Annotated in this window: 22 protein-coding genes; 6 read left to right on the forward strand and 16 right to left on the reverse strand. The window is 69.3% G+C overall.

Annotated features, from left to right (window positions below):
• Positions 1 to 84 precede the first annotated feature (84 nt).
• A complete protein-coding gene (locus A6I89_RS09540) occupies positions 85 to 1,053 on the reverse strand; it encodes a 2-hydroxyacid dehydrogenase (protein ID WP_022598258.1) in 969 nt (322 codons plus the stop codon).
• 5 nt (positions 1,054 to 1,058) lie between these two features.
• Positions 1,059 to 1,820 carry an SDR family NAD(P)-dependent oxidoreductase gene (locus tag A6I89_RS09545; protein WP_005517205.1) on the reverse strand — a complete coding sequence of 254 codons (762 nt, stop codon included), beginning with the start codon at positions 1,818 to 1,820 and terminating at the stop codon, positions 1,059 to 1,061.
• Between the two features lie 181 nt (positions 1,821 to 2,001).
• On the opposite strand from A6I89_RS09545, the gene A6I89_RS09550 reads away from it, so the two are divergent.
• Positions 2,002 to 2,778 carry an SDR family oxidoreductase gene (locus A6I89_RS09550; RefSeq protein WP_005517203.1) on the forward strand — a complete coding sequence of 259 codons (777 nt, stop codon included), beginning with the start codon at positions 2,002 to 2,004 and terminating at the stop codon, positions 2,776 to 2,778.
• A gap of 71 nt (positions 2,779 to 2,849) precedes the next feature.
• Here the strand turns inward: A6I89_RS09550 and A6I89_RS09555 are convergent, their stop codons facing one another.
• The 8 genes from A6I89_RS09555 to casI form a co-directional block, all read right to left on the reverse strand.
• The gene (locus A6I89_RS09555) at positions 2,850 to 3,665 is read right to left on the reverse strand and encodes a MaoC/PaaZ C-terminal domain-containing protein (RefSeq protein ID WP_005517202.1); all 816 of its coding nucleotides are present in this window, start codon (positions 3,663 to 3,665) and stop codon (positions 2,850 to 2,852) included.
• Between the two features lie 25 nt (positions 3,666 to 3,690).
• A complete protein-coding gene (locus tag A6I89_RS09560; RefSeq protein WP_005517201.1) occupies positions 3,691 to 4,869 on the reverse strand; it encodes a lipid-transfer protein in 1,179 nt (392 codons plus the stop codon).
• On the reverse strand, positions 4,869 to 5,315 hold the full coding sequence (locus A6I89_RS09565; RefSeq protein ID WP_005517200.1) for a MaoC family dehydratase: 447 nt from the start codon (positions 5,313 to 5,315) through the stop codon (positions 4,869 to 4,871). The genes A6I89_RS09560 and A6I89_RS09565 overlap by 1 nt, the downstream gene beginning before the upstream one ends.
• A complete protein-coding gene (locus tag A6I89_RS09570) occupies positions 5,312 to 6,424 on the reverse strand; it encodes an acyl-CoA dehydrogenase family protein (protein WP_005517196.1) in 1,113 nt (370 codons plus the stop codon). Before A6I89_RS09570 ends, A6I89_RS09565 begins: the two co-directional genes overlap by 4 nt.
• Positions 6,424 to 7,422, reverse strand: a complete 999-nt coding sequence (locus A6I89_RS09575; RefSeq protein WP_005517195.1) for a bifunctional MaoC family dehydratase N-terminal/OB-fold nucleic acid binding domain-containing protein — start codon at positions 7,420 to 7,422, stop codon at positions 6,424 to 6,426. Before A6I89_RS09575 ends, A6I89_RS09570 begins: the two co-directional genes overlap by 1 nt.
• Positions 7,419 to 8,585: an acyl-CoA dehydrogenase family protein gene (locus A6I89_RS09580; RefSeq protein ID WP_005517194.1), complete on the reverse strand. Its 1,167-nt coding sequence runs from the start codon at positions 8,583 to 8,585 to the stop codon at positions 7,419 to 7,421. The genes A6I89_RS09575 and A6I89_RS09580 overlap by 4 nt, the downstream gene beginning before the upstream one ends.
• A 177-nt stretch (positions 8,586 to 8,762) precedes the next feature.
• Positions 8,763 to 9,605 (reverse strand): SDR family NAD(P)-dependent oxidoreductase, encoded by an 843-nt coding sequence (locus A6I89_RS09585; protein ID WP_005517193.1) that lies wholly within the window; start codon positions 9,603 to 9,605, stop codon positions 8,763 to 8,765.
• 1 nt (position 9,606) lies between these two features.
• The gene (gene casI, locus A6I89_RS09590) at positions 9,607 to 11,247 is read right to left on the reverse strand and encodes a steroid-22-oyl-CoA synthetase (RefSeq protein WP_037085920.1); all 1,641 of its coding nucleotides are present in this window, start codon (positions 11,245 to 11,247) and stop codon (positions 9,607 to 9,609) included.
• Between the two features lie 298 nt (positions 11,248 to 11,545).
• Between casI and casG the strand changes: the two genes are divergently transcribed.
• The 4 genes from casG (at position 11,546) to A6I89_RS09610 (ending at position 15,452) form a co-directional block, all read left to right on the forward strand.
• Positions 11,546 to 13,210: a steroid-24-oyl-CoA synthetase gene (gene casG / locus A6I89_RS09595; protein WP_005517189.1), complete on the forward strand. Its 1,665-nt coding sequence runs from the start codon at positions 11,546 to 11,548 to the stop codon at positions 13,208 to 13,210.
• Complete coding sequence (locus tag A6I89_RS09600; protein WP_005517186.1) at positions 13,210 to 13,692, forward strand: nuclear transport factor 2 family protein; 483 nt, start codon at positions 13,210 to 13,212, stop codon at positions 13,690 to 13,692. Before casG ends, A6I89_RS09600 begins: the two co-directional genes overlap by 1 nt.
• Before the next feature lie 85 nt (positions 13,693 to 13,777).
• Entirely contained in the window at positions 13,778 to 14,692 is a 915-nt protein-coding gene (locus A6I89_RS09605; protein WP_005517184.1) for a TIGR03619 family F420-dependent LLM class oxidoreductase, read from the forward strand.
• 31 nt (positions 14,693 to 14,723) lie between these two features.
• Positions 14,724 to 15,452, forward strand: a complete 729-nt coding sequence (locus tag A6I89_RS09610; RefSeq protein ID WP_005517182.1) for a helix-turn-helix domain-containing protein — start codon at positions 14,724 to 14,726, stop codon at positions 15,450 to 15,452.
• On the opposite strand, the gene A6I89_RS09615 is transcribed toward A6I89_RS09610, so the two are convergent.
• Complete coding sequence (locus tag A6I89_RS09615; protein ID WP_005517179.1) at positions 15,389 to 15,778, reverse strand: VOC family protein; 390 nt, start codon at positions 15,776 to 15,778, stop codon at positions 15,389 to 15,391. The two genes, A6I89_RS09610 and A6I89_RS09615, sit on opposite strands and share 64 nt — an antisense overlap.
• A 54-nt stretch (positions 15,779 to 15,832) precedes the next feature.
• Entirely contained in the window at positions 15,833 to 16,750 is a 918-nt protein-coding gene (locus tag A6I89_RS09620) for a mechanosensitive ion channel family protein (protein WP_005517174.1), read from the reverse strand.
• Positions 16,751 to 16,914: 164 nt separating this feature from the next.
• Between A6I89_RS09620 and A6I89_RS09625 the strand changes: the two genes are divergently transcribed.
• Entirely contained in the window at positions 16,915 to 17,229 is a 315-nt protein-coding gene (locus A6I89_RS09625) for a hypothetical protein (protein ID WP_005517169.1), read from the forward strand.
• A 7-nt stretch (positions 17,230 to 17,236) separates the two neighbouring features.
• On the opposite strand, the gene A6I89_RS09630 is transcribed toward A6I89_RS09625, so the two are convergent.
• The 4 genes from A6I89_RS09630 to A6I89_RS09645 all read right to left on the reverse strand — a co-directional run bounded on the left by A6I89_RS09630 (position 17,237) and on the right by A6I89_RS09645 (position 20,847).
• Positions 17,237 to 18,025, reverse strand: coding sequence for an SDR family NAD(P)-dependent oxidoreductase (locus A6I89_RS09630; RefSeq protein WP_022598266.1), 789 nt, complete (start codon positions 18,023 to 18,025; stop codon positions 17,237 to 17,239).
• A gap of 89 nt (positions 18,026 to 18,114) precedes the next feature.
• Positions 18,115 to 18,765 (reverse strand): PaaI family thioesterase, encoded by a 651-nt coding sequence (locus tag A6I89_RS09635; protein ID WP_005517167.1) that lies wholly within the window; start codon positions 18,763 to 18,765, stop codon positions 18,115 to 18,117.
• A complete protein-coding gene (locus A6I89_RS09640) occupies positions 18,762 to 19,634 on the reverse strand; it encodes a MaoC/PaaZ C-terminal domain-containing protein (protein WP_022598267.1) in 873 nt (290 codons plus the stop codon). The genes A6I89_RS09635 and A6I89_RS09640 overlap by 4 nt, the downstream gene beginning before the upstream one ends.
• A gap of 4 nt (positions 19,635 to 19,638) precedes the next feature.
• On the reverse strand, positions 19,639 to 20,847 hold the full coding sequence (locus A6I89_RS09645; protein ID WP_005517165.1) for a lipid-transfer protein: 1,209 nt from the start codon (positions 20,845 to 20,847) through the stop codon (positions 19,639 to 19,641).

Here is a 20,847-nt window from a genome sequence, read left to right on the forward strand (position 1 = left end):
CAGCGGGACCGGTGCGCAGAGCCTACCGAGAATCCGTCGAACGCTTGTTTCGATGCCGGTGGCGCCGGAAGGCCGACGGGATTCTCAGCCGATCGTCCACAGCGGATCGTCCCCGCGGCACACCCGCGCGACGTTCTCCGCCGTCATCGCGTACATCCGGGCCAGCGCCGTCGAACTGCCTCCCGCGATGTGCGGGCTGAGCAGCACGTTGTCGAGGTCGAACAGCGGGCTGTCGGTCTCGACGGGCTCCCGCGCGAAGACGTCGAGGGCCGCACCGGCCACCGTGCCGGACCGGATCGCGTCGGCGAGCGCCGTCTCGTCCACGACCGGCCCGCGGGCCACGTTCACCACGAGCGCCTCGCGAGGCAGCAGTTCGAGCTCGCGTGCCGAGATCAACCCCCGGGTGTCCGCGGTCAGCGGGACCGCGACCACCACCACGTCCGACACCGCCAGAAGGTCGTCGAGCGGCAGGTGTGGCACCGGCGCGTCCGGGTGCGGCCGGCGCGAGTGGTAGGCGACCTCGCACCCGAACGCCGTGAACAGCTCAGCACAGCGGCGATTGATGTCACCGAACCCGACCAGACCGATCCGACGATCGCCGAGATCCCGGCAGTCCCGCTGTCGGACCGACGTCTGCGGCCACCGCCCGCGGCGCATCTCGGCGTCCGCCCAGGCGATCGACCGACACAGGTTCGCGGCGGCGGCGACCGCCCACTCGGCCACCGACGCCGCATTTCCTCCGGGGGTGTTCGCGACCGGTACACCGGCTTCGGTCCAGGCGTCGACGTCGATGTAGGCGATGCCGACGCCCGGCTGCTGGATCAGCCGCAGGTGCCGGCCGAGTGCGGCCTCGGCGGCGCCGAGCGGCAGCTGTCCGCTCCAGTCCGCCACGACCACGTCGACACCCGGCAGCAGGTCCCGCACCGCGGACGCGGTGCGGGACCTCGGCCGGACGAGCGTTCCCGAGTCGCCGACGGCCTCACCGACGGCGCGCTCGATCGCCGGATCGGTGGTGAGGACCAGGATCCGGGCGGGGTCGGGCCGTGCGTCCACGTCCGTCAGCCCCAGCGGGACTGACCGCCGTCGAGCGGGATGGTGGCACCGCTGAGGTAACCGGCGTCGTTGCTCACCAGGAAGACGACCGCGCGTCCGATGTCGCTCTCGGGGTCGCCGATGCGGCGCAGCGGAATGCCGGCCTTGAACTCCTCGGCCTCCTCGGGGTACTCGTTGATCCACCATTCGAGTGCCGGCGACAGCGCGTGCGGTGCAATCGCGTTGACACGAATACCGTCGATGCCCCACTCGCAGGCCGCGGCGCGGGTGAGCGAGCGCATGCCTTCCTTGGTCGCCGCATACGCGCCGTAGTTGCTGGCATCCCAGCGGACCGCCGCCGACGTGACGAGGTTGATGATCGATCCGCCGCCGCGCTCCTTCATCGACGGGTAGCACGCGCGCATCAGGCGCAGCGTCGCGAGCGGGCCCGTCGCGAACGAGCGCTCGAAGTCCTCGTCGGTGACCGACAGCAGCGGGCCGGGCTTGCAGTCGTTGGCGTTGTTCACCAGGATGTCGACCCCGCCGAAGTGCTCGATCGTGCGCGCCACGAGCGCGTCGATGTCGTCACCGCTGCTGACATCACACGGAACCGGTAATGCCTTGCCGCCGTACGCCTCGATCTGCTCGACCGTCTTGATCAGCTTCGACTCGGTCCGGCCGGAGACGACGATCGACGCGCCCTCCTTGGCCAGCGCGTGCGCGATGCCCTGGCCGATGCCCTGACCGGCGCCCGTGATGAGTGCGATCTTGCCGTCGAGGTTGCCCATGTGTACTCGCTCTCGAAGTCTCGTGAACTGGGAAGATCTGGTGTGACAGACCTCCAGTCGACTATTCTCGACCAAGCATTTGCTTGCGCGCAGCGTTTTCGCGAAATCGGCGGCGAAAACTTCTGAGCACCAATGAGCCTCGTGGCGTACGGCGCTGCGATACGACAGAAAGGCAGTTCGGATGAACTACCCCAACCCGGTCGACTTCACCGGCCGCGCAGTGATCGTCACCGGCGGCACCAAGGGCATCGGCTTCGTCATCGCCGAGCACTTCCTGCAGGCCGGCGCCGACGTTCTCGTGTGCGCTCGCAACGAGCCCGAGAACCTGCCCACCGTGGACGGGCGCAGCGCCGCGTTCCGCGCCGTGGACGTCCGCGACCCCGACGACGCGACCGCCCTCGTGCGGGACGCCGTCGACCGCTTCGGCCGCCTCGACGTGCTGGTCAACAACGCGGGTGGCTCCCCCGACGCCGACGCCGCCACCGTCTCGCCGCGCTTCGTCGAGAAGATCGTCGCCCTGAATCTGCTGGCACCGGCCTACATGGCGCAGGCCGCGAATCTGGTGATGCGCGAACAGGAGACCGGCGGTGCGATCGTGAACATCGGCAGCGTCTCCGCGCACCAGCCGCAGCCCGGCACCGCCGCCTACACCGCCGCGAAGGCCGGCCTTCTCGGCCTGACGAAGGCCCTCGCACTCGAGTGGGCCCCGAAGGTGCGCGTCAACCACATCACAACGGGCCTGATCCGCACCGAGGCGGCGGCGTCGGTGTACGGCGAGGACGGCGGCGCCGCGGTCACCCGCACCCTGCCGATGGAGCGCATGGCCGTGCCGTCGGACATCGCGAAGGCCTGCCTGTTCCTGGGCAGCGACCTGTCGTCGTACGTCAACGGTGCCGACCTCGCGGTCCACGGTGGCGGCGAGTACCCGGCCCGCTACATGGCGACGCAGGGCAACTGAGCCCGGACGTGAAAACAGCTGCGGGAGCGTGACCGAAGTCGAACGCTCCCGCAGCTGAAGTCCTGACGGGGCTACTCGGCGAAGACCGCGTAACCGCCGGAGATCGCCGCCTTGCCCTCGCGGACCAGCTCGAACGACAGACCCGAGGCGTCACCCCACGCCTTCAGCTCCGCGGTGTCACCGGGGAACATCGGGGCAGCGAAGCGGCCCTGCAGCTCCTTCAGGTCCGCCGGGTGCACGCCGAGCTCCCGGGCGAGCGGCAGCGTCGACGCGGCGAGTGTGCACAGTCCGTGCATGATCGGTCGCGGCTGACCGATGTGCGCGGCCGCTTCCGGATCGATGTGGATGTGGTGCATGTCGCCGAGCAGCCGGTACAGCGCCGTCTGGTTCGCGGCGGTGACCAGCTCGGTGGTCAGGTTCGGCTCGCCCTCCGGCGCCGGCGGCTTGGACGGGCCGCGCTCGCCACCGAATCCGCCTGCGCCCGGGGCGAACAGCGACCAGGTGGCCACGAAGTACTCGCACTCGACGCGTACCTCGAACACCGCCGCTGCGCCCTTGTCCCAGACCTCGCCGACCGTGGCCTTCAGCGACAGCTCACCGCTGCGCGGCAGCGGTGCGAGCACCTTCAGCTCCTGCGAGCCGTGCAGCGCGGTCTTCGTGTCGAAGGCACCGCGCTGCCCCAGCTCGTCGGGGGCCCACTGGGCCAGGGTCAGCGCGAACGTCGGCAGCACCCGCAGCCGGTCCTCCATCACGAGGTCCAGGTCGGTGGCCTTGGCGCCGACGGCGAGCGCGTACAGGATCGCGTCACGCTCGTCGTAGCTCACCGTGCGGGTGCCGAGGTCGACCCCACGCCACGCGCCGGCCGGCTTCTGCTCCACTGCCGTCATTCTTCGGTCCTTCCAGGTAATTCGGTCAGGCGACGCCGAGAATCAGACCGGACGTGGGGACCGCAGTTCCCGCCGTGACGATCATGTTCTCGACCTTCTCGGGCTGGTTGGTGGACGTGCCCCGCAGCACCCGGACCGCCTCCGCGATGCCGTTGACGCCGTGGAGGTACGCCTCACCGAGCTGGCCGCCGTGCGTGTTGCTCGGCAGCCGTCCACCGATCTCCAGATTGCCCTCGCGGATGAAGTCCTTGGCCTCGCCGGGACGGCAGAAACCGAGTTCCTCGAGCTGCGGGAGCACCAGAGGAGTGAAGTGGTCGTAGAGGACCGCGGCGTCGATGTCGTCCGGCGTCAGCCCGGCCTGGGCGTAGAGCTGACGGCCGACCAGACCCATCTCCGGGATCCCGGTGATGTCGGGCCGGTAGTAGCTCGCCATCATGTGCTGGTCCTTGCCGGAGCCCTGCGCAGCGCCCTTGATGATCGCGGGCTTCTGACGCAGGTCCTTGGCGCGCTCGGCCGAGACGATGACGAGGGCCTGACCGCCGTCGGTCTCCTGGCAGCAGTCGAGCAGGTGCAGCGGCTCGGCGATCCACCGGGAGTTCTGGTGGTCCTCGAGCGTGATGGGCTTGCCGTAGAACCACGCCTTCGGGTTGTTCGCGGCATGCTTGCGGTCCACGACAGCAACCCGGCCGAAATCCTCACTCGTGGCACCGTACTGGTACATGTACCGCCGGGCGAACATCGCGACCCACTGGGCGGGAGTCGCCAGTCCCTGCGGGGTCAACCATGCGTACGCTGCGCGGTCGGCGGTGGAGTCCATCGGGCGGTCGTGCTGGCCCGCACCGAAGCGCATTCCGGAGCGCTCGTTGAACGCGCGGTAGACCACCACGACGTCGGCGATGCCGGTCGCGACGGCCATCGCGGCCTGCTGCACCGACGCGCACGCCGCGCCGCCGCCGTAGCCGATCCGGGAAAAGAACTTGAGCTCCCCGAGCCCACAGTTGCGGGCGACGAGGATCTCGCCGTTGGTCTCCATCGTGAACGTGGTCAGACCGTCGACCTCGGAGGGGTCGATGCCGGCGTCGGCGAGGGCCGCGGTGACCGCCTCGCACGCGAGCTGCAGCTCCGAACGGCCGGACTTCTTCGAGAACTCGGTGGCACCGATACCGACGATCGCGGCGGCACCCGAGAGCGGGCTGACAGCCATCAGGCGTCCTTCCCTTCGCTGGCGGCGGGGTACGCGACGGTGACGGAGCCCGCGAGGTGGTTGCCGAGGCTGTTCGCGCCGACGACCTTCACCTCGACGAGACCGTTCTCCTTCGAGACGACCTCACCGCTCATGGTCATCGTGTCGCCCGGGTAGTTGGGGGCACCGAGCCGGATCTTGACCCGGCGCACGGTCGCGAACGGCCCCGCCCAGTCCGTCACGAACCGCCCGGCCAGCCCGTTGCTGGTGAGGATGTTCATGAACACGTCCTTGCTGCCGCGCTGCTGCGCCAGCTCCGGATCGTGGTGCACGTCCTGGAAGTCGCGGGTCGCGATCGCCGTCGCGACGATCAGCGTGCGGGTCAGCGGGATCGCCAGCTCCGGCAGCACCTCGCCGACGGCGATGTCGTCGTAGCTGCGGCCCGTGACGGTGACGGTGGCGGTCATGCGACCACCTCGACACCCGCGGCGAGCTGCGCGCCGAGACGGGCGAGATCCGACGCCGAACCGCCCAGGGTGGCGCCGATCTGCTTGCCCCACAGCAGGTGCCGGTGCACGGGGTAGTCGGTGTCGACACCCATGCCGCCGTGCACGTGCGTGGTGCGGTGCACCACGCGCTGGCCGCCGTCGGTGGCCCACCACTTGGCGACGAGCACCGACGTGCCCAGCTCCTGCCCCTCGGCGAGCAGCCACGCGGCCTGCCACAGCGTCACGCGCATGGCCTCGAGGTCGATGTAGCAGTCGGCCAGCTGGTGGTTGACGGCCTGGAAGGTCGCCAGCGGACGGCCGAACTGGTGGCGGCCGTTGAGGTACGTGACGGCCTGCTGGACGGCGCCGGAACCGACGCCGAGCTGGATCGCGGCGAGCGCGAGCTCGACACGGTCGAGCAACCACTGCGCGGTGGTGCCGTCGGCGGGGCCGAGCAGCTCCGCCGGGGCGGACTCGAGCGTGACGTTGCCGCAGATCTCCCAGGTGGTGGACTGCGTCTGCTCCACCGAGACACCCTCGCCCGCGAGGTCGACGACGAACAGCGCGGCACCGGTCGGCGTGGTGGCCGAGACGATCGCGCGATCCGCGACGTGCGTGATCGGGACGACGGCCTTGGCGCCCGTGAGGGTCCACTGGCCGTTCGCCTCGGCGGCGGTGGTCTGCGGGTTCCCCTCGACGTAGGGGCCGAACTCCTCGAGACCGATCGTGAGGAAGCTGCTGCCCTCCGCCACTCCCGGCACCAGCGCGGTGCGCTGCGCATCGGTTCCGAACTCGGCGACCGCGAGGGCCGCGAGGGCCGACTGCCAGATCGGCACGGGCGCGACGTGGCGGCCCTGCTGCTCGAGCAGGACGTACAGCTCGGACAGGCCCATGCCGCCGCCGCCGAGATCCTCGGGCAGCGCGATACCCAGCAGGCCCGTGTTGGCGAGTTCGCGCCACAGGTCGCGGTCCAGGCGCTCGTCGCTCAGCTCGACCTGCTTGACGCGGTCGATGTCGGCCTTGCTGGTGAAGACCTCGTCGGCGAGGTTACGAATTGCCTCTTGCTCTTCGCTGAAGTTGAAGTCCATCAGGAGTCCTCCCGTGCGGCCGGACGGAACGCGGGCAGCGTCAGATCCGGGTCGGCGTCGATCCAGTCCAGTTCCACCGGCATGCCGATCTCGACATCGTCCGGCGCGATGCCGGTCATGTTCGCGATCAGGCGCGTGCCCTCTTCGAGTTCGATGGTCGCCACGATGAGCGGGTACTCGAATCCGGGGATCTGCGGGTGGTGGTTGACGACGAAGCTGTAGACGATGCCCCGGCCCGAGGCGTCGACGGTGTCCCAGTTCAGCGACTGGCACGCGCCACACATCGGACCCGTGGGGTGGCGCAGCACGCCGCAGTTGGTGCACCGCTGGATCACCAGGCGGTGCTCCTTGGCGGCCTCGAACCAGAAAGCGTTGTCGGCGTTGAGAGCCGGTCGGGGGCGCAGGCCCGGGATGGGGCCGCCCGACTTCTCCGCCGGCTTCTCGGCCGCCTTCTCGCTGCCCTTCGGCTTGAAGCGCAACGTCCGCCAACGCTGCGTCGCGACGACCTCGTCGTCCCCACTGTGTCCGTTCGCGGCGCCGCCGCGGCGGTACGTCTTGAGCGTCGTGACGAAGTGTCCGACGCCGAGGCCGGTCTTCTTCTCCTCGGAGATCGACTCGATCACCTCGGTGAGCGAAACACGGTCGCCGGGACGCAGTTCCGTGAAGAACTCGAAGTCCGAGTCGGTCGCGACGACGGACGTGAAGCCTTCGTCGTCGAGCGTGGCGATCAGATCGGTCCACACCTGCGACGGATCGTTGTTCGCCATCTTGTCGTTGAAGGTGCGCATGGTCCACACCTGCGCCATCAGCGCCGGTGCGACAGCGCCGTCACGGCCGGTCGCCCGGGCCGCGTCGTCGTCGAGGTAGATCGGGCTGGTGTCGCCCATCGTCTCGACCCAGTGCCGGATCATCGGGGTGTTGACCTCGTCCGGACCCCACACCGTGGGAGTCAGGATCTGACCCTCGAATGCCTTGAGCTTGGTGAGGAATTCGCTCACTTGACCCTCTTCTCACGTGCCAGACCGAGGCCCATCGTGCCGACCATGTCGCGCAGGACCTCGTTGACGCCGCCACCGAACGTGTTGACCATGCCCTGGCGGGAGATCTGCTCGATCTGACCGGCCAGCAGCGCGCCCGGCGACTCGGGGCGGATGCGACCCGCGGCGCCGAGGATGCCCAGCAGCGTGCGGTACACGTCGATGTGGGTCTCGGTGCCGTACGCCTTGGTGGCGCCGGCGTCGGCGCCGGACAGCGTGTCGGCGGCAACGGCCGCGGTCATCTTCCAGTTCAGCAGGCGCATGGCCTCGAGCTTGGCGTGCGTGCGCGCGAACTCCTGCTGCACCCACGGAATCTCGATCGCGCCGTTCTCCTTGGCCCAGTCCAGGACCTGGTGCCACAGACCGTAGGTGCGGCCACCGATCGCGGCCAGACCGATGCGCTCGTGGTTGAGCTGCGCGGCGATCAGCTGCCAGCCACCGTTGACGTCACCGATGACGTCCTTCTGCGGCACCCGGATACCGCTGTAGTACGTGGCGGTGACCATGAGACCGCCGACGGTGTTGATCGGCGACCACGAGAAGCCGGGGTCGTCGGTGGGCACCACGAGGATCGAGATGCCCTTGTGCTTGGGGGCCTCCGGATCGGTGCGGGCCGCGAGCCACACGTAGTCGGCGGTGTTCGCGCCCGACGTGAAGATCTTGGCGCCGTCGACCACGAAGTCCTCGCCGTCGGCGACCGCGCGCGTCTTGAGCGACGCGAGGTCGGTGCCGGCCTCGGGCTCGGTGTAGCCGATCGCGAAGACGATGTCACCCGCGAGGATGCCCGGCAGGAAGCGCTCCTTCTGCTCCTCGGTGCCGTACTTCATCAGCGTCGGGCCGACGGTGTTGACGGTGACGAACGGGAACGGCAGGCCGGCGCGCTGGACCTCGTCGAAGAACACGAACTGCTCCTCGATGGAGCGGCCCTGTCCGCCGTACTCCTTGGGCCAGCCGATGCCCAGCCAGCCGTCCTGGCCGAGCAGCTTGACGACCTCGCGGAAGTACTGGCCGCCCACGCCCTCCTCGCCGGCCTTGCGTCGCTTCTCCTCCGGCAGCAGCGCCGCGAAGTACGCACGCAACTCCTTGCGGAGCGCGAGCTGTTCGGGGGATTCCCTCAAATCCATCGTTACTCCTCTAATACCAAACGACGTCGTTTACCAAAGGCAGACAGCCGCCGGGTTCCGGCGACTGTCTGCCTGCGTTGTCCCGGACGCTAGCGACCGAGTCGGATCCCCGGGTCACACGTCTCGCACAGCGGGAACCGCGACCCCACCTGCACTCGGTCGACTCCGAGACGCCCGTCAGGACGTGGCGGAATCAGTGAAATCATTCACCAGCTTGGGCGCCCAGACCACCTTTCCGAGAAAACGCTCGGCGTCGGGTGCGGTGGCCAGCCAGACCGCGGCGGCGGCCGGCACCGTCGCGGGCACCGAGTCGAATCCGGCGTCCTCGATCTTCTCGGTGCCGCCGCGCGCCTTACCGGACTCGGTGACCACGAATCCGGGGCTCAGATTGAACGCGCGGATACCGCGCCCGCGGTATTCCGCGTTGACGGCACCGGCCAGTCGCCCGAACGCCGCCTTCGATGCCGCGTACGCGACGCCCCAGCCGCCCTCGCCGGGCGCGGCCGGCGGGTCCGTCGTCGCCGATCCCGACACCAGGTCGACGATCACCCCGTCCCCGTTCTCGACCATCGACGGCAGCACCCGCTGGATCAGCGCCAGCTGATGCAGGTAGTTGCCGCGGACCATGACCTCGGCGTCGCCGAGCTGCAGGTCCAGGATCCGTTCCATGTGGCCGGCCGTCTGCGCGTAGGCGTTGTTGACCAGGACGTCGACCCGGCCCAGGACCCGAAGTACCTCGTCCGCGGCGGCCAGCACCGATTCCAGATCGAGCAGATCCATCCGGATCGGCAGCGCGCGGACGCCGCACGCCTCGATCTCGGCAGCGGTCGTCTCGAGGCTGCCGGGCACCGCGATCAGCGTCTCGCCCTCCGCGCGGGTGCGAGGCGTCACGGCGCCGTCGCCCTCCCGCACCGTGCGGGCGGTGATGGCCACGTCGAAACCCTTACGCGCGAACGCGAGCGCGATCTCCCGGCCGATACCGCGGCTCGCGCCCGTGACCAGCGCAACCTTGCGGGTCACGTCAGACTCCCAGGAAACGCTGGCGACCGGAGGCGACGAACTCCGCCTCGAGCGCGGCCTTGTCCTCTGCGGTCATCGCCTCGTAGACGGGCTCGCCGCGGCCCACCCAGCGGTAGACCGGCTCGTCGGTGCGCCACAACTCGGCCTGCAGTTCGCGCTTGAGGACCTTGTTGGACCCGGTGATCGGCAGGTTGGTCGAGACCCGCAGGAACCGCGGCGTCGCCTTGCTGCCGAGATCGGCCTGCCCGGAGAGGTATTCGGCGAACTTGACCGGGTCGAAGCCTTCGAGCGATTCGACCTCGATCGCGGCCATCACCTGGTCACCCGACTTCGGATCCGGGATCGCGTACACGCCCGTCGCGATGACCTCCGGGTGGCGGCGCAGCACCCGCTCGATCATCAACGCCGACGTGTTCTCGCCGTCCACGCGGATCCAGTCGCCCTTGCGTCCGGCGAAGTAGATGAACCCGGCCTCGTCGATGTAGCCGAGATCGCCGGTCCAGTACCAGCCGTGCTTGATGCGGTCGGCGTCGGCGGCGTCGTTCTTGTAGTAGCCCTCGAAGGCACGCGCGCCCTCGGTGTTGATCATCTCGCCGATGGCCTCGTCCGGATTGAGCACCCGGCCGTGCTCGTCGAGGATCGCGCGGGCGCACTCCTCACGCGTCTCCGGGTTCACCACCAGGATGCCGTCGTGCGCGGGGCGACCGAGCGCGCCGGAGGGCGCCTCCGGGTCGAGCTTGACCGAGCCGGCACCCTCCGACGAGCCGTAGCCCTCGAACAGTTCGGCGCCGAATCGGCGGACGAACTCGGCCTTGTCCTCCGGAGAGGCCTCGGTGCCGAACCCGCGCTCGAGCTTGTTGTCGATGTCGCCGGTCAGCTCCGGGGTCGCCATCAAGTACGACAGGGCCTTGCCGACGTAGGTGAAGAACGTCGCGCCGAAGAACTTCACGTCCGGGAGGAAACCCGAGGCGGAGAACTTCCTCGCCTCCGGCAGACACACCGTGGCACCGTTCGCGAGCGCCGGCGCCCACAACGCCATCAGCGCGTTGCCGTGGAACAGTGGCATCGGGCAGTAATCGACGTCGTCGCGCTTGTGCCCGTACTTCGCGGTGTTCGCGTACGCCAGGCGCGACAGGCGGCCCTGGCTGCACTTGACGCCCTTGGACATCCCGGTGGTGCCCGACGTGAACAGCAGCAGGAACAGGCTGAACTCGTCGATGCCGTCGGCCATGGCCGGCTCCACCCGGTGGGCATCGATCCGCTCCCGGTAGTCCGGTGCGTCGACGAGGACGAACCGGTCCTCGGACAGCCCCAGATCCAGGCCCTTCAGCTTCTCCATGCCCGCGGCGTCGGTGACGATCAGCTGGCAGTCGACGTACTTGATCTCGGCCTCGAGTTCCGCCGCGCCACGCGTCGGGTTGATCCCGACGATCGTCGCGCCGGTCAGCGCCGCGCCACCGAGCCAGAACAGGAACTCCGGCACGTTCTCGAGCAGCACGCCGATATGGAACGGCCCGTCGGTCCGCAGCGATCGGGCGAGATCACCGCACGCGGCGCTCTCGCGGACGACCTCGTCCCACGTCCAGTCCTGCTCGCGGGTGCGGAGACCGAGATGCTCGTCGCCGACGCGATCGAGCAGCATCTCGGCAATCGTGGTGCGTTCCAACTCATTCTCTCCTGTCACGGCGCCGGTGGGCGCGGTACTGATGGCCGTCGGCGGTGTCGGCGGGGCAGCCATGTCCTATGCGCGAAAAGTATCCGCGGGCTGTCGCGCAGATCACCGTCAGTCTCGCTCAGTGGTAACTCCCCCCATCGCGGGTTCCGGACGTGAGAAATTGCCGTGAGAAACCCGTCACATGACACACCTCACGGCATCTACCTGGGTGTTCGCTGGTCAATGGTGACAGGAGCGACACTGTGACATCGAAGAAAGGTCACCCATGACAGCCCCCGCCGATCCACAACTGCACCTGGATCAGGTCATCTCTCGTCTCACCGGCTTCGGCGGACCGTTCGAGATCGTCGAGGAAGAGGTCCTCGGCACCCGCATGCCGGTCATGAAGAACCGGGATCGGGCCGTCGGCGATCTGCTGGCGCAGTCCGTGAAGTGGGGCGACCGGGACTACCTGGTCACCGAGGACCGTCGCGTCTCCTACGCACAGCACGCCGCCGACGCCTACGCGCTCGCCGCGGCGCTGCGGGACCGGTACGGCGTGGAGAAGGGCGACCGGGTCGCGATCCTGGGCGCCAACACGCCGGAATGGGTCATCTCGTTCTGGGCGACGCAGGCGCTCGGTGCGATCACCGTCGGCCTCAACGGCTGGTGGGTGCCGCGCGAGATCGAGTACGGCCTGCAGCACAGCGCCCCCAAGGTCCTGGTCGTCGACGCCAAGCGCGGCGCCGCGCTCGCCGGGGTGGACACGTCCGGGATCACGATCCTGACCATGGAAGAGGACCTTCCCAACCTCTTCGCCGAGTTCGCCGGCGCGCAGCGTCCCGTCGTCGCGGTCGACGAGGACGATCCGTCGGTGATCCTGTACACGTCCGGCACCAGCGGCCGCCCCAAGGGCGCGCTGCACTCGCACCGCAACCTGCTCGCGGTCGTCGACTACCACCGCTACAACGGCGCGATCATGGCGTCGTTCACGGGACAGCAGTTCGATCCGGACGTGCCGACCCACATGCGCGACCTGCTCACCTCCCCGCTCTTCCACATCGCGAGCCTGCACAACCTGGCGGTCCCCCGCCTCGCGATGGGCGGCGCGCTGGTCATCAACCAGGGTTCCTTCGACGTCGACCGGATCCTCCGCCTCGTCGAGCGCGAACGTGTCACCAACTGGGGCGCGGTGCCCACGATGGCCTCGCGTCTGCTCGAGCACGGCAACCTCGACAAGTACGACCTCTCGTCGCTGACGTCGTTCTCGCTCGCGTCGGCGCCGTCGTCGATCGCGTTCAAGGACCGCCTGCGCGAACAGGTTCCGTTCGCCCGCAACGCCCTCGTCGACAGCTACGGGCTCACCGAGTGCAGCACCGCCATCGCGGTGGCCACCTCTGCCGAACTCGAGGAGTACCCGGGCACGCTGGGGCGGCCGATCATCACGGTCAGCATGGAGATCCGGGATCCGTTCGGCGAGTGGCTGCCGGACGGTATGGAGGGCGAGGTGTGCGTGCGCAGCCCGTTCGTCATGCTCGGCTACTGGAACGACCCTGTCGCGACGGAGAACTCGATCACCCCCGACCGCTGGCTGCGCACCGGCGACTACGGCGTCGTCGAGGACGGCCGCCTGCGGCTCACCGGTCGGCGCTCGGACCTGATCCTGCGCGGCGGCGAGAACGTCTACCCCACCGAGATCGAGCAGATCCTCGACGAGCACCCGGCAGTGCAGGAGTGCGCGGTCGTCGGCTCCCCGCACCCGGATCTGGGTCAGGAAGTATCGGCGGTCGTCGTGGTGACGCCGGGCGCGACGGTCACCGAGGAGGAACTGCGGGAGTTCGCATCCGAACGCCTGTCCTACTTCAAGGTGCCGACGAAGTGGCGCATCACCACGGACCTGTTGCCGCGCAACGCGACCGGCAAGATGAACCGACGCGAGATCCACGTCTGATGTCCGCCTGGACCGTCGAACGACTCGGCGCGGTCGAGTCGATCCGCGACCTCGCCCACCGCTACACGCACCTCGTCGACGAGGCGCGGCTCGAGGAGGTAGCCGACCTCTTCGCGCACGCGGTGTACGGGCAGTGCGACGGTACCGGGACGCCGGTGGGGGCGGTGCGCGACTGCGACCCCGCCGGCGTGCTGGAGGCGTGCCGCAGCTTCATCCGGATGCACGGCACACCGCCGCGGCCGCGCACCAAGCACGTGGTCACCAACCTGCGGGTCGACGTCGCCGACGACTGCAGGACCGCGACGTCCCTGTCGTACTTCACGGTGCTGCAGGCAACGGACGCGCTTCCCCTGCAGCCGATCCTGACCGGCCGCTACTTCGATGCGTTCGCGTTCCGCGACGGCGAGTGGATGTTCACCCAGCGGCTCACCTGCATCGACCTGGTCGGCAACCTCAGTGAGCACGCGCAGCGCACTCTGTGAGAATCGGTGCTGCGCTGCGACTCTCGATGAGGCAAAGTCCGTGACGAAGGCGGCGCCGAACGCGTAGCCGCGGAACAGGAGCACCATGCAGGTCGGTCTGAACATCCTCGGAGCCGAGAACCTCTACGCCGGACGGATCCGCCCGGTGCTCGATGTGGCCGCTGCCGCGGACCGCGCGGGAGTCGACATGATCTCCACCGGAGACCACCTCGGCTTCAACGCGGCCGCGCATGCGGAACGCGTTCGTACCCACGGCTTCCCGTTCCCGATCGAACACGACTGGTACGAGCCGATGTCACTGTTGGCGTCGGTCGCGGCCGTCACGGAACGGGTGTTGCTCAACGTGTCGGTGCTGATCGCGACGATCCGCCCGCCGGTGCTGCTGGCCAAGCAGATCGCCACCCTCGACCGGCTCTCCGAGGGGCGGGCGGCGATCGGGATGGGCGTCGGCTGGCAGGAAGCCGAGTACACGGCCACCAACATGCCCTTCGACGCCCGCTTCGGCCGCCTGGAGGACACCGTCCGCGCGTGCCGCGAACTGTGGACCGACGCGCCGACCGACTTCCAGGGCCGCGAGTTCTCCTTCGAGGACTTCCACGCCCGCCCCCTGCCGGTGCAGGGGCGGGTGCCGGTGATCTTCGGATTCGGCCCGAGTCGGCGCAACTTCGACCGCATCGCCCGCGTCGCCGACGGCTGGACCGTCAACCCCGCCGACATGCAGACCTTCGCGGACAGCGTCACGCTGTTGCGCGACACCTTCGAGGCGCACGGTCGCGATCCCCGCACCGCGATCGTCCAGGTGTCGGTGGGGCCGGAGCGCCGCGACGACGGCACCGTCGACCTCGACGCGACCGCCGAGAAGGCCCTGGCCTGGCATGCCGCCGGCGCGACGGTCGTGGTCTTCCGACCGGCCACCTTCTGCGCGACGGGAGAAGAGGTTCCGGAGCTGATCGACTGGGCCGTGGGACTGAAGGCGGTCGGGCGCACGCTGGTGGGCTGACCCTGTCGTCCCCGCGTGCTGTACTGGGGCCGTGTACAGCGAGCGTCCGTCACACGCGGTTCCCGGTGCCACCGTCTGGCACACGGTCCGTTCGTCGGACGGCACGGTGCTGCCGGACGGCTGCATGGATCTCGTGTGGCGGGACGGCGCGGTCCTGGTCGCGGGTCCCGACACCGGGCCGTTCACCGTCACCGCGTCCCCGCAGCCCGGTGTGGGTGTGCGGTTTCCGCCCGGCCTGCTCCCGCACCTGCTCGGCGTCCCGGCCGCACACCTGCGTGACCAGCGGGTGCCGCTCGACGACGTCGTCGGCCGTCGGCCGGCGGCGGCCCTGAGCGCACTGGATCCCACCGGCGCCGCCGACGCGTTCGAGACGTTCGCGGTGAGGCGCCTGGCCGATGTCGGCCTACCGGACCACGCGGTGACCGTCGCGGCCCGCCTCCTCGGGACGGGGGTGCCGGTGGCCGGGGTCGCCGAGGCCACCGGACTGTCGGCCCGCGCGCTGCACCGCCTCGGCAACCGCAGCTTCGGCTACGGACCGAAGACCCTGGCCGGCATCCTGCGCCTCGCCCGCGCCCGCGAGCTGGCCGGGCAAGGCCTGCCGTCCGCCGCCGTGGCGGCCGAGTGCGGCTACGTCGACCAGGGCCATCTCATCCGCGAATCGCGCCGCATCACGGGCCGCCCGTTCGGGGAACTGCGTCAGGACGGCAGGGCTGCGAACAGGTCGACGCCGTTGCCGTCGGGGTCGGTGACCGTCGCGTAGCGCTGCCCCCACGGAGCGTCGAACGGTTCCACCTCGCCGTGCCCGGCCTCGGCGAGCCGAGACCACACCGCGTCCACCTCCCCCGGCCCGTCGCACTCGAACGCGAGCGAGACCCGCGCGTCGCCGGTAGGCGGGGTGTACGGGCCACCGAACGACTCCACGACCTCGACGGTGTCCCACATCAATCGCACCCCGCCCGCGACCACCTCGACGTGCGGCCGGGACTCGACGTCCTCGGGGATGTCGAGCCCGAGGAGACGGTAGAACCGCAGCGACGCTGCGAGATCCGTCGTCACCAGTCCGATTGCGTTCAACTGTGGAGTCATGGTGACCACGCTAGACAGCGTCGGCGGTCGGCGATTGGATCTTTCGGACAGCCGTCAGTTCGAGTTGCTTCCCCGCATGGCCGCCAGCGCGGCGAGCGGGGCAGCGATGTCGTGCTCGTCGAATGCGGCGAGCACGGCCTGAGTGATGTACCGCTGCACCGCCCACTGCTGTCCGGGCTTGACACGAGCGGTCAACCGCAGCATCACCGACTCCGCGGTGACGCCGTTGACCCCGAGCATCTGCGGCCGTTCCAGCACCGCGTCGGCGATCGCTTCGTCCTCGGAGGCTTCGATGGCCGCGGTGAGCGCCACTTCGGTCGCCCGCGGGACCGCCGCCCCCGGGGCGATGGGCAGATCGATCACTGCCACCGCGTGCCCCTGGCTCATGTTGCCGACACGCGCGATCTCACCGTTGCGGCAGTACCACAGCGTGCCGTTCAGGTCCCGGATCGTGGTGACGCGCAGGCCCACCGTCTCGACGGTCCCGGACGCCTCACCGACGTCGATGATGTCGCCCACCCCGTACTGGTCCTCGAGCAGCATGAACATGCCGGTCAGGAAGTCCCGCACCAGGTTCTGCGCACCGAAGCCCAGCGCGACGCCGACCACGCCGGCGGAGGCGACCAGGGGCGCGACGTTGACACTGAACACCGTCAGGATCTGCAGCACGCACCACGTGAGCGTCACGATCGACACCCCGGACTTGAGTACCGACCCGATGGTGCGGGCGCGCTGCGCTCGACGCTGCGCGGCCACCGAGTCCCGCGTCCCCGCAGGCAGGCGTTCCCGCAGCGGACGCAGCAGGCCCGGCTCCCCACCAGGTCTCTCCCGGGTCGCGCGGTCGACGACCCGGTGAAGCACGAAGCGCAGGACGAGCGCGATCACGATGTAGACCGCGATCTCGATGGGCCGCTCGATCAACCACGTTCGCGCACTGTCGGTCAGTTCGATTGCAGTCAATTCGTACGTCATCGGTGCCGACCCTACGGAAGATCGGCGCCCTCGGCTGGGCACCGTCGGCTCGCCGAGCGCCGTCCGGTGCCGACGTGAAGCCCGGGGTGAATCCGTCCGATCCGGCCCCGACCGGGGCCTTCGTCGTGTTTCATTCGTCCCGAACTGACGAAAGGGAACCCAACATGGTGACTGATACGACGGGTCGTCGGGTGCGGGCAGCGCTCGGGGCCGTGCTGGTGGCGGCCGGGACAGCAGCGGTGATGGCGTTCGCGCCGGGCACCGCCGCCGCGCTGCCCGAGCCACCCGAGCCGAGCAGCTCGGCCGGCAGCATCACCTTCAGCCTTCCCTCGCTCCTGACGCCGCTGCTCGGTCAGCTCGGGTTCGGCAGCCTCGACACGGGCAGCGTGGGCAGCTCGTCAAACGGCAGCCTGGGCAGCTCGAACACCGGCAGCTTCGGCAGTTCCTACGGCAGCGTCGTCGACTCCCCCAGCGCCTGACCGGTCGTCAGTCCACCTGCGGCGCCCACTGCACGCCGTTGATGTGCCCGCCGCCGTCGACGAACAGCGTGTTGCCGGTGACGTACCGGGAATCGTCGCTCGCCAGGAACGTTGCGACGGGGCCGATGTCGTCGAGCGGGTCGCCGATGCGACCCATCGGGTTGGCCGACGCCATCGTCGCCGCCATCTGCGGGTTGGCCTCGACGGTCCGCTGGTATGCAGCGCTCTGCGCTCCCGGGCAGATCACGTTGCAACACACCTGCTTCGGCGCCCACTCGCGGGCGGCGGTGCGGGTGAGCGTGCGCAGTGCCTCCTTCGCGGCGTTGTAGTGCACCGAGTACATGTGCGCGTTCACACCGTTGAGCGAGCACAGGTTGATCACCCGGCCGGCGCCGCGCTTCTCCAGTTCGGGCAGTGCTCGCTGCATCGCCCAGAACGCGGCCATCACCGCCATGTCGAAACCGCCGCGCAGCTGCTCGTCGGTGATGTTCTCGAGCCGCGCGTAGCCGCTGCTGCGCCACGCGTTGTTGACGAGGATGTCGAGGCGGCCGAACTGCGCGACCGCACCGTCGACCATCGCGTGGACCTGGTCCTTGTCGGTGATGTCGGTCCGCAGGAACTTCGCCTCGACGCCCCACTCGTCGCGCAGCCACTGCGCGGTCGATTCACCGGCGGCCTCGTCGATCTCGGCCACCAGCACGCTCGCACCCTCACGCGCGAACGCTCCCGCGATCCCTCGGCCGATGCCCATGCCGGCACCGGTGACGATCGCGACCCTCTCGTCGAGCTTCCCCACAGTCGATCTCCTCTTCCGTTGGAAGAGCTGAAGGGTCCCTTCACACGCGGACAGCGCACGAAGGGACCCTTCAGCTCGAGGCCAGACGGTTACCGCGGGCGCGGCACCGAAGCGTCGATGAACAGTCCCTCCACCGACACGCACACCTCACCGGCGGCGTTCTTGATGTCGCCGACGGTGTGAATCTTGCGGCCGTCCACCGAGATCTGCTTCCCGGTGACGGTCAACTCCTCGAACAGCGGAGTCGGCTTGTGGTACCGCACGTTGAGCTGCGCGGTCATACCGGCCTTGCCGCCCCACGCGTTCGCGACGCCGAGTACGTGGTCGAGGATCAGCGACGACACGCCGCCGTGCACGCACCCGGGCGGACCCTGGTACGGCAGGGTCAGCGTCACGACGCCCTGCACGGAGCCGTCGTCGAGTCCCTTCAGGACCAGCGGCGGCGCGATCGCGTTCTCCGGACCGGTGATCGGGTCGTGGCGGGTGACACCCTCACCGCTCCACATGTCGATCATCCGCTCGGCCACCTCGGGAGCGTGCTCCTCGAGATGGTCGGCGATACTGTTCAACTCCTCCGCGACCCGGTCCAGATTCGCGTTGCCGCGATCGGTGCGCAGCATCGCGTCGATCACCCGCCGGGCGGCCGCGGTGGCGCGGTCGACCGGCGCATCCTGCGGCGCCGACGTCAGGACGGTGCCGTGCGGATGGGTCTGCGCTGTCGGGTGGTCACCGACCTTCACGAGCGAACCTCCATGGTGGCGTGAGTCAGCACCGGCTGGCCGTCGCGCTCGGGGCAGGTCGCGAGCAGCGTGAGCGTGTTCCCGTCCTGCCACACCGACGTCTCGATGGTCTCGCCGGGGTAGATCGAGCCCGCGAAGCGCACCGAGTAGCTCTGCACGCGAGCGGGATCGCCCCCGAGCAGGCCGTCGACGACGGCCTTGCAGACGACGCCGTACGACGCGAGCCCGTGCAGGATCGGACGGTCGAAACCGGCCATCTTCGCGAACTCCGGGTCGGCGTGCAGCGGGTTCATGTCGGCGCTGAGCCGGTAGACGAGCGCCTGCTGGGTGCTGGTCGGCGAGACCAGGACCTTGTCGGCGTCCCGCTCGGGCACCGCGTTGGCGACCTCCGGGCCGGCGTCGCCGCCGAAGCCGCCCTCACCGCGGGCCCAGATCTGCATGGCGGTGGTCCACAACGGGTTTCCGTCCTGGTCCGTCGCGGACTGCTCGAGCACGATGACCGCGGCCTTGCCCTTGTCCCACACGTCGGCGACCCGCGAGGAGATCCGCGCGGAACCGGTGGTCGGGATCGGTGCGTGCAGCGTCAGCGACTGGCCGCCGTGCAGGATCTTGCGCAGGTCGATGTCGATGCCGGGCATGTTCATTCCGGCCGGCTTCAGGGTGCCGGCCGAGATGCCCTGGCCCGCGACCATCGCGAACGTCGGCAGGACCCGCAGACCCTTCTCGTACACCCAGCCGAGTTCCGCGGGATCGAGCGCGTTCACTCCCGCGCCGAGACCCAGGTGGTACAGCAGGACGTCGCGCTCGGTCCAGTTGGCCTCGCGGACAGTCGGTTCGGCCGACAGCGCGGCCTTCACGTCGATGGGCATGGTGTTACGACTCCTTGGAGATGGTCCCGGCCCGGTACAGCGTGACGACGCACGCACCACCGAGGCCGAGGTTGTGCTGCAGACCGACGCGGGCACCGTCGACCTGGCGGGCGTCGGCCTGACCACGCAGCTGCCACGTGAGCTCGGCGCACTGCGCCAGGCCGGTGGCGCCCAGCGGGTGCCCCTTCGAGATGAGGCCGCCGGACGGGTTGACGACCCACTTGCCACCGTACGTGGTGCCACCGGACTCGACGAGCTTGCCACCCTCGCCCGGTTCGCACAGGCCGAGGCCCTCGTACGTGATGATCTCGTTGATCGCGAAGCAGTCGTGCAACTCGATCACGTCGACGTCGTCGACCGTCAGTCCCGACTCGGCGAACACCTGTGCGGCAGCGGCCTTCGTCATGGGGGCGCCCACGACGTCGATCATCGACTTGTCCGCGAACGCCTCGGCGGTGTCGGTGGTGAGCGCCTGCGCGACGATCTCCACGGCCTGGTCCTCGAGCCCGTGCTCACGCACGAACCGCTCGCTGACGACCACCGCGGCACCCGCGCCGTCGGAGGTGGGCGAACACTGCGACCGGGTGAGCGGCGCGTGGATCATCTTGTCTTCCAACACCTGCGCCAGCGTGTACTCGTCGCGGAACTGCGCGTAGGGGTTGTTCACCGAGTGCTTGTGGTTCTTGACCGCCACCGACGCGATCTGCTCGGCGGTGGTGCCGTAGCGCTCCATGTGCTCGAGTGCCGCGTTGCCGAACAGCTGCGCCGTCATGGGACCGCGGCCCCACTCGTGCTTGGCGGTCATCACCTTCAGGTGATCGTCGAGAGTGGTGACCTTGGGCATCTCGCCGGTACCGGAGAGCGCCGTCTTGGTCATCTTCTCGAACCCGACCGCCAGGGCGACGTCGACGATGCCGCCCTGTACCCACTCGCGGGCCATCATGAGCGCCGACGAGCCGGTGGCGCAGTTGTTGTTGACGTTGACGATCGGGATACCGGTCAGACCGGTCTCGTACAGCGCACGCTGACCGGCGGCCGACGGCTGGAAGACGTACCCGACGGCGGCGCGCTGCACCTGGTCGTACGAGATCCCGGCATCGGCCAGGGCGGTGCCCACGGCCTCGGACACCATGTCCGGGTACTCCCAGTCACGAGACTCGATCTTCTCGAACTTGGTCATACCCACGCCGACGACGAACGTGCGATTACTCAT

The organism is Prescottella equi (assembly GCF_002094305.1).
Taxonomy (GTDB): Bacteria; Actinomycetota; Actinomycetes; order Mycobacteriales; family Mycobacteriaceae; genus Prescottella; species Prescottella equi.

What these genes read in the sequence shown, in the direction of transcription:
- A6I89_RS09545 (WP_005517205.1), bottom strand. Translation starts at nt 1,820, where the DNA reads ATGGGCAACCTCGACGGCAAGATCGCACTCATCACGGGCGCCGGTCAG.
- A6I89_RS09550 (WP_005517203.1), top strand. Translation starts at nt 2,002, where the DNA reads ATGAACTACCCCAACCCGGTCGACTTCACCGGCCGCGCAGTGATCGTC.
- A6I89_RS09555 (WP_005517202.1), bottom strand. Translation starts at nt 3,665, where the DNA reads ATGACGGCAGTGGAGCAGAAGCCGGCCGGCGCGTGGCGTGGGGTCGAC.
- A6I89_RS09560 (WP_005517201.1), bottom strand. Translation starts at nt 4,869, where the DNA reads ATGGCTGTCAGCCCGCTCTCGGGTGCCGCCGCGATCGTCGGTATCGGT.
- A6I89_RS09565 (WP_005517200.1), bottom strand. Translation starts at nt 5,315, where the DNA reads ATGACCGCCACCGTCACCGTCACGGGCCGCAGCTACGACGACATCGCC.
- A6I89_RS09570 (WP_005517196.1), bottom strand. Translation starts at nt 6,424, where the DNA reads ATGGACTTCAACTTCAGCGAAGAGCAAGAGGCAATTCGTAACCTCGCC.
- A6I89_RS09580 (WP_005517194.1), bottom strand. Translation starts at nt 8,585, where the DNA reads ATGGATTTGAGGGAATCCCCCGAACAGCTCGCGCTCCGCAAGGAGTTG.
- casI (WP_037085920.1), bottom strand. Translation starts at nt 11,247, where the DNA reads ATGCTGCTCGATCGCGTCGGCGACGAGCATCTCGGTCTCCGCACCCGC.
- casG (WP_005517189.1), top strand. Translation starts at nt 11,546, where the DNA reads ATGACAGCCCCCGCCGATCCACAACTGCACCTGGATCAGGTCATCTCT.
- A6I89_RS09600 (WP_005517186.1), top strand. Translation starts at nt 13,210, where the DNA reads ATGTCCGCCTGGACCGTCGAACGACTCGGCGCGGTCGAGTCGATCCGC.
- A6I89_RS09605 (WP_005517184.1), top strand. Translation starts at nt 13,778, where the DNA reads ATGCAGGTCGGTCTGAACATCCTCGGAGCCGAGAACCTCTACGCCGGA.
- A6I89_RS09615 (WP_005517179.1), bottom strand. Translation starts at nt 15,778, where the DNA reads ATGACTCCACAGTTGAACGCAATCGGACTGGTGACGACGGATCTCGCA.
- A6I89_RS09620 (WP_005517174.1), bottom strand. Translation starts at nt 16,750, where the DNA reads ATGACGTACGAATTGACTGCAATCGAACTGACCGACAGTGCGCGAACG.
- A6I89_RS09625 (WP_005517169.1), top strand. Translation starts at nt 16,915, where the DNA reads ATGGTGACTGATACGACGGGTCGTCGGGTGCGGGCAGCGCTCGGGGCC.
- A6I89_RS09640 (WP_022598267.1), bottom strand. Translation starts at nt 19,634, where the DNA reads ATGCCCATCGACGTGAAGGCCGCGCTGTCGGCCGAACCGACTGTCCGC.
- A6I89_RS09645 (WP_005517165.1), bottom strand. Translation starts at nt 20,847, where the DNA reads ATGAGTAATCGCACGTTCGTCGTCGGCGTGGGTATGACCAAGTTCGAG.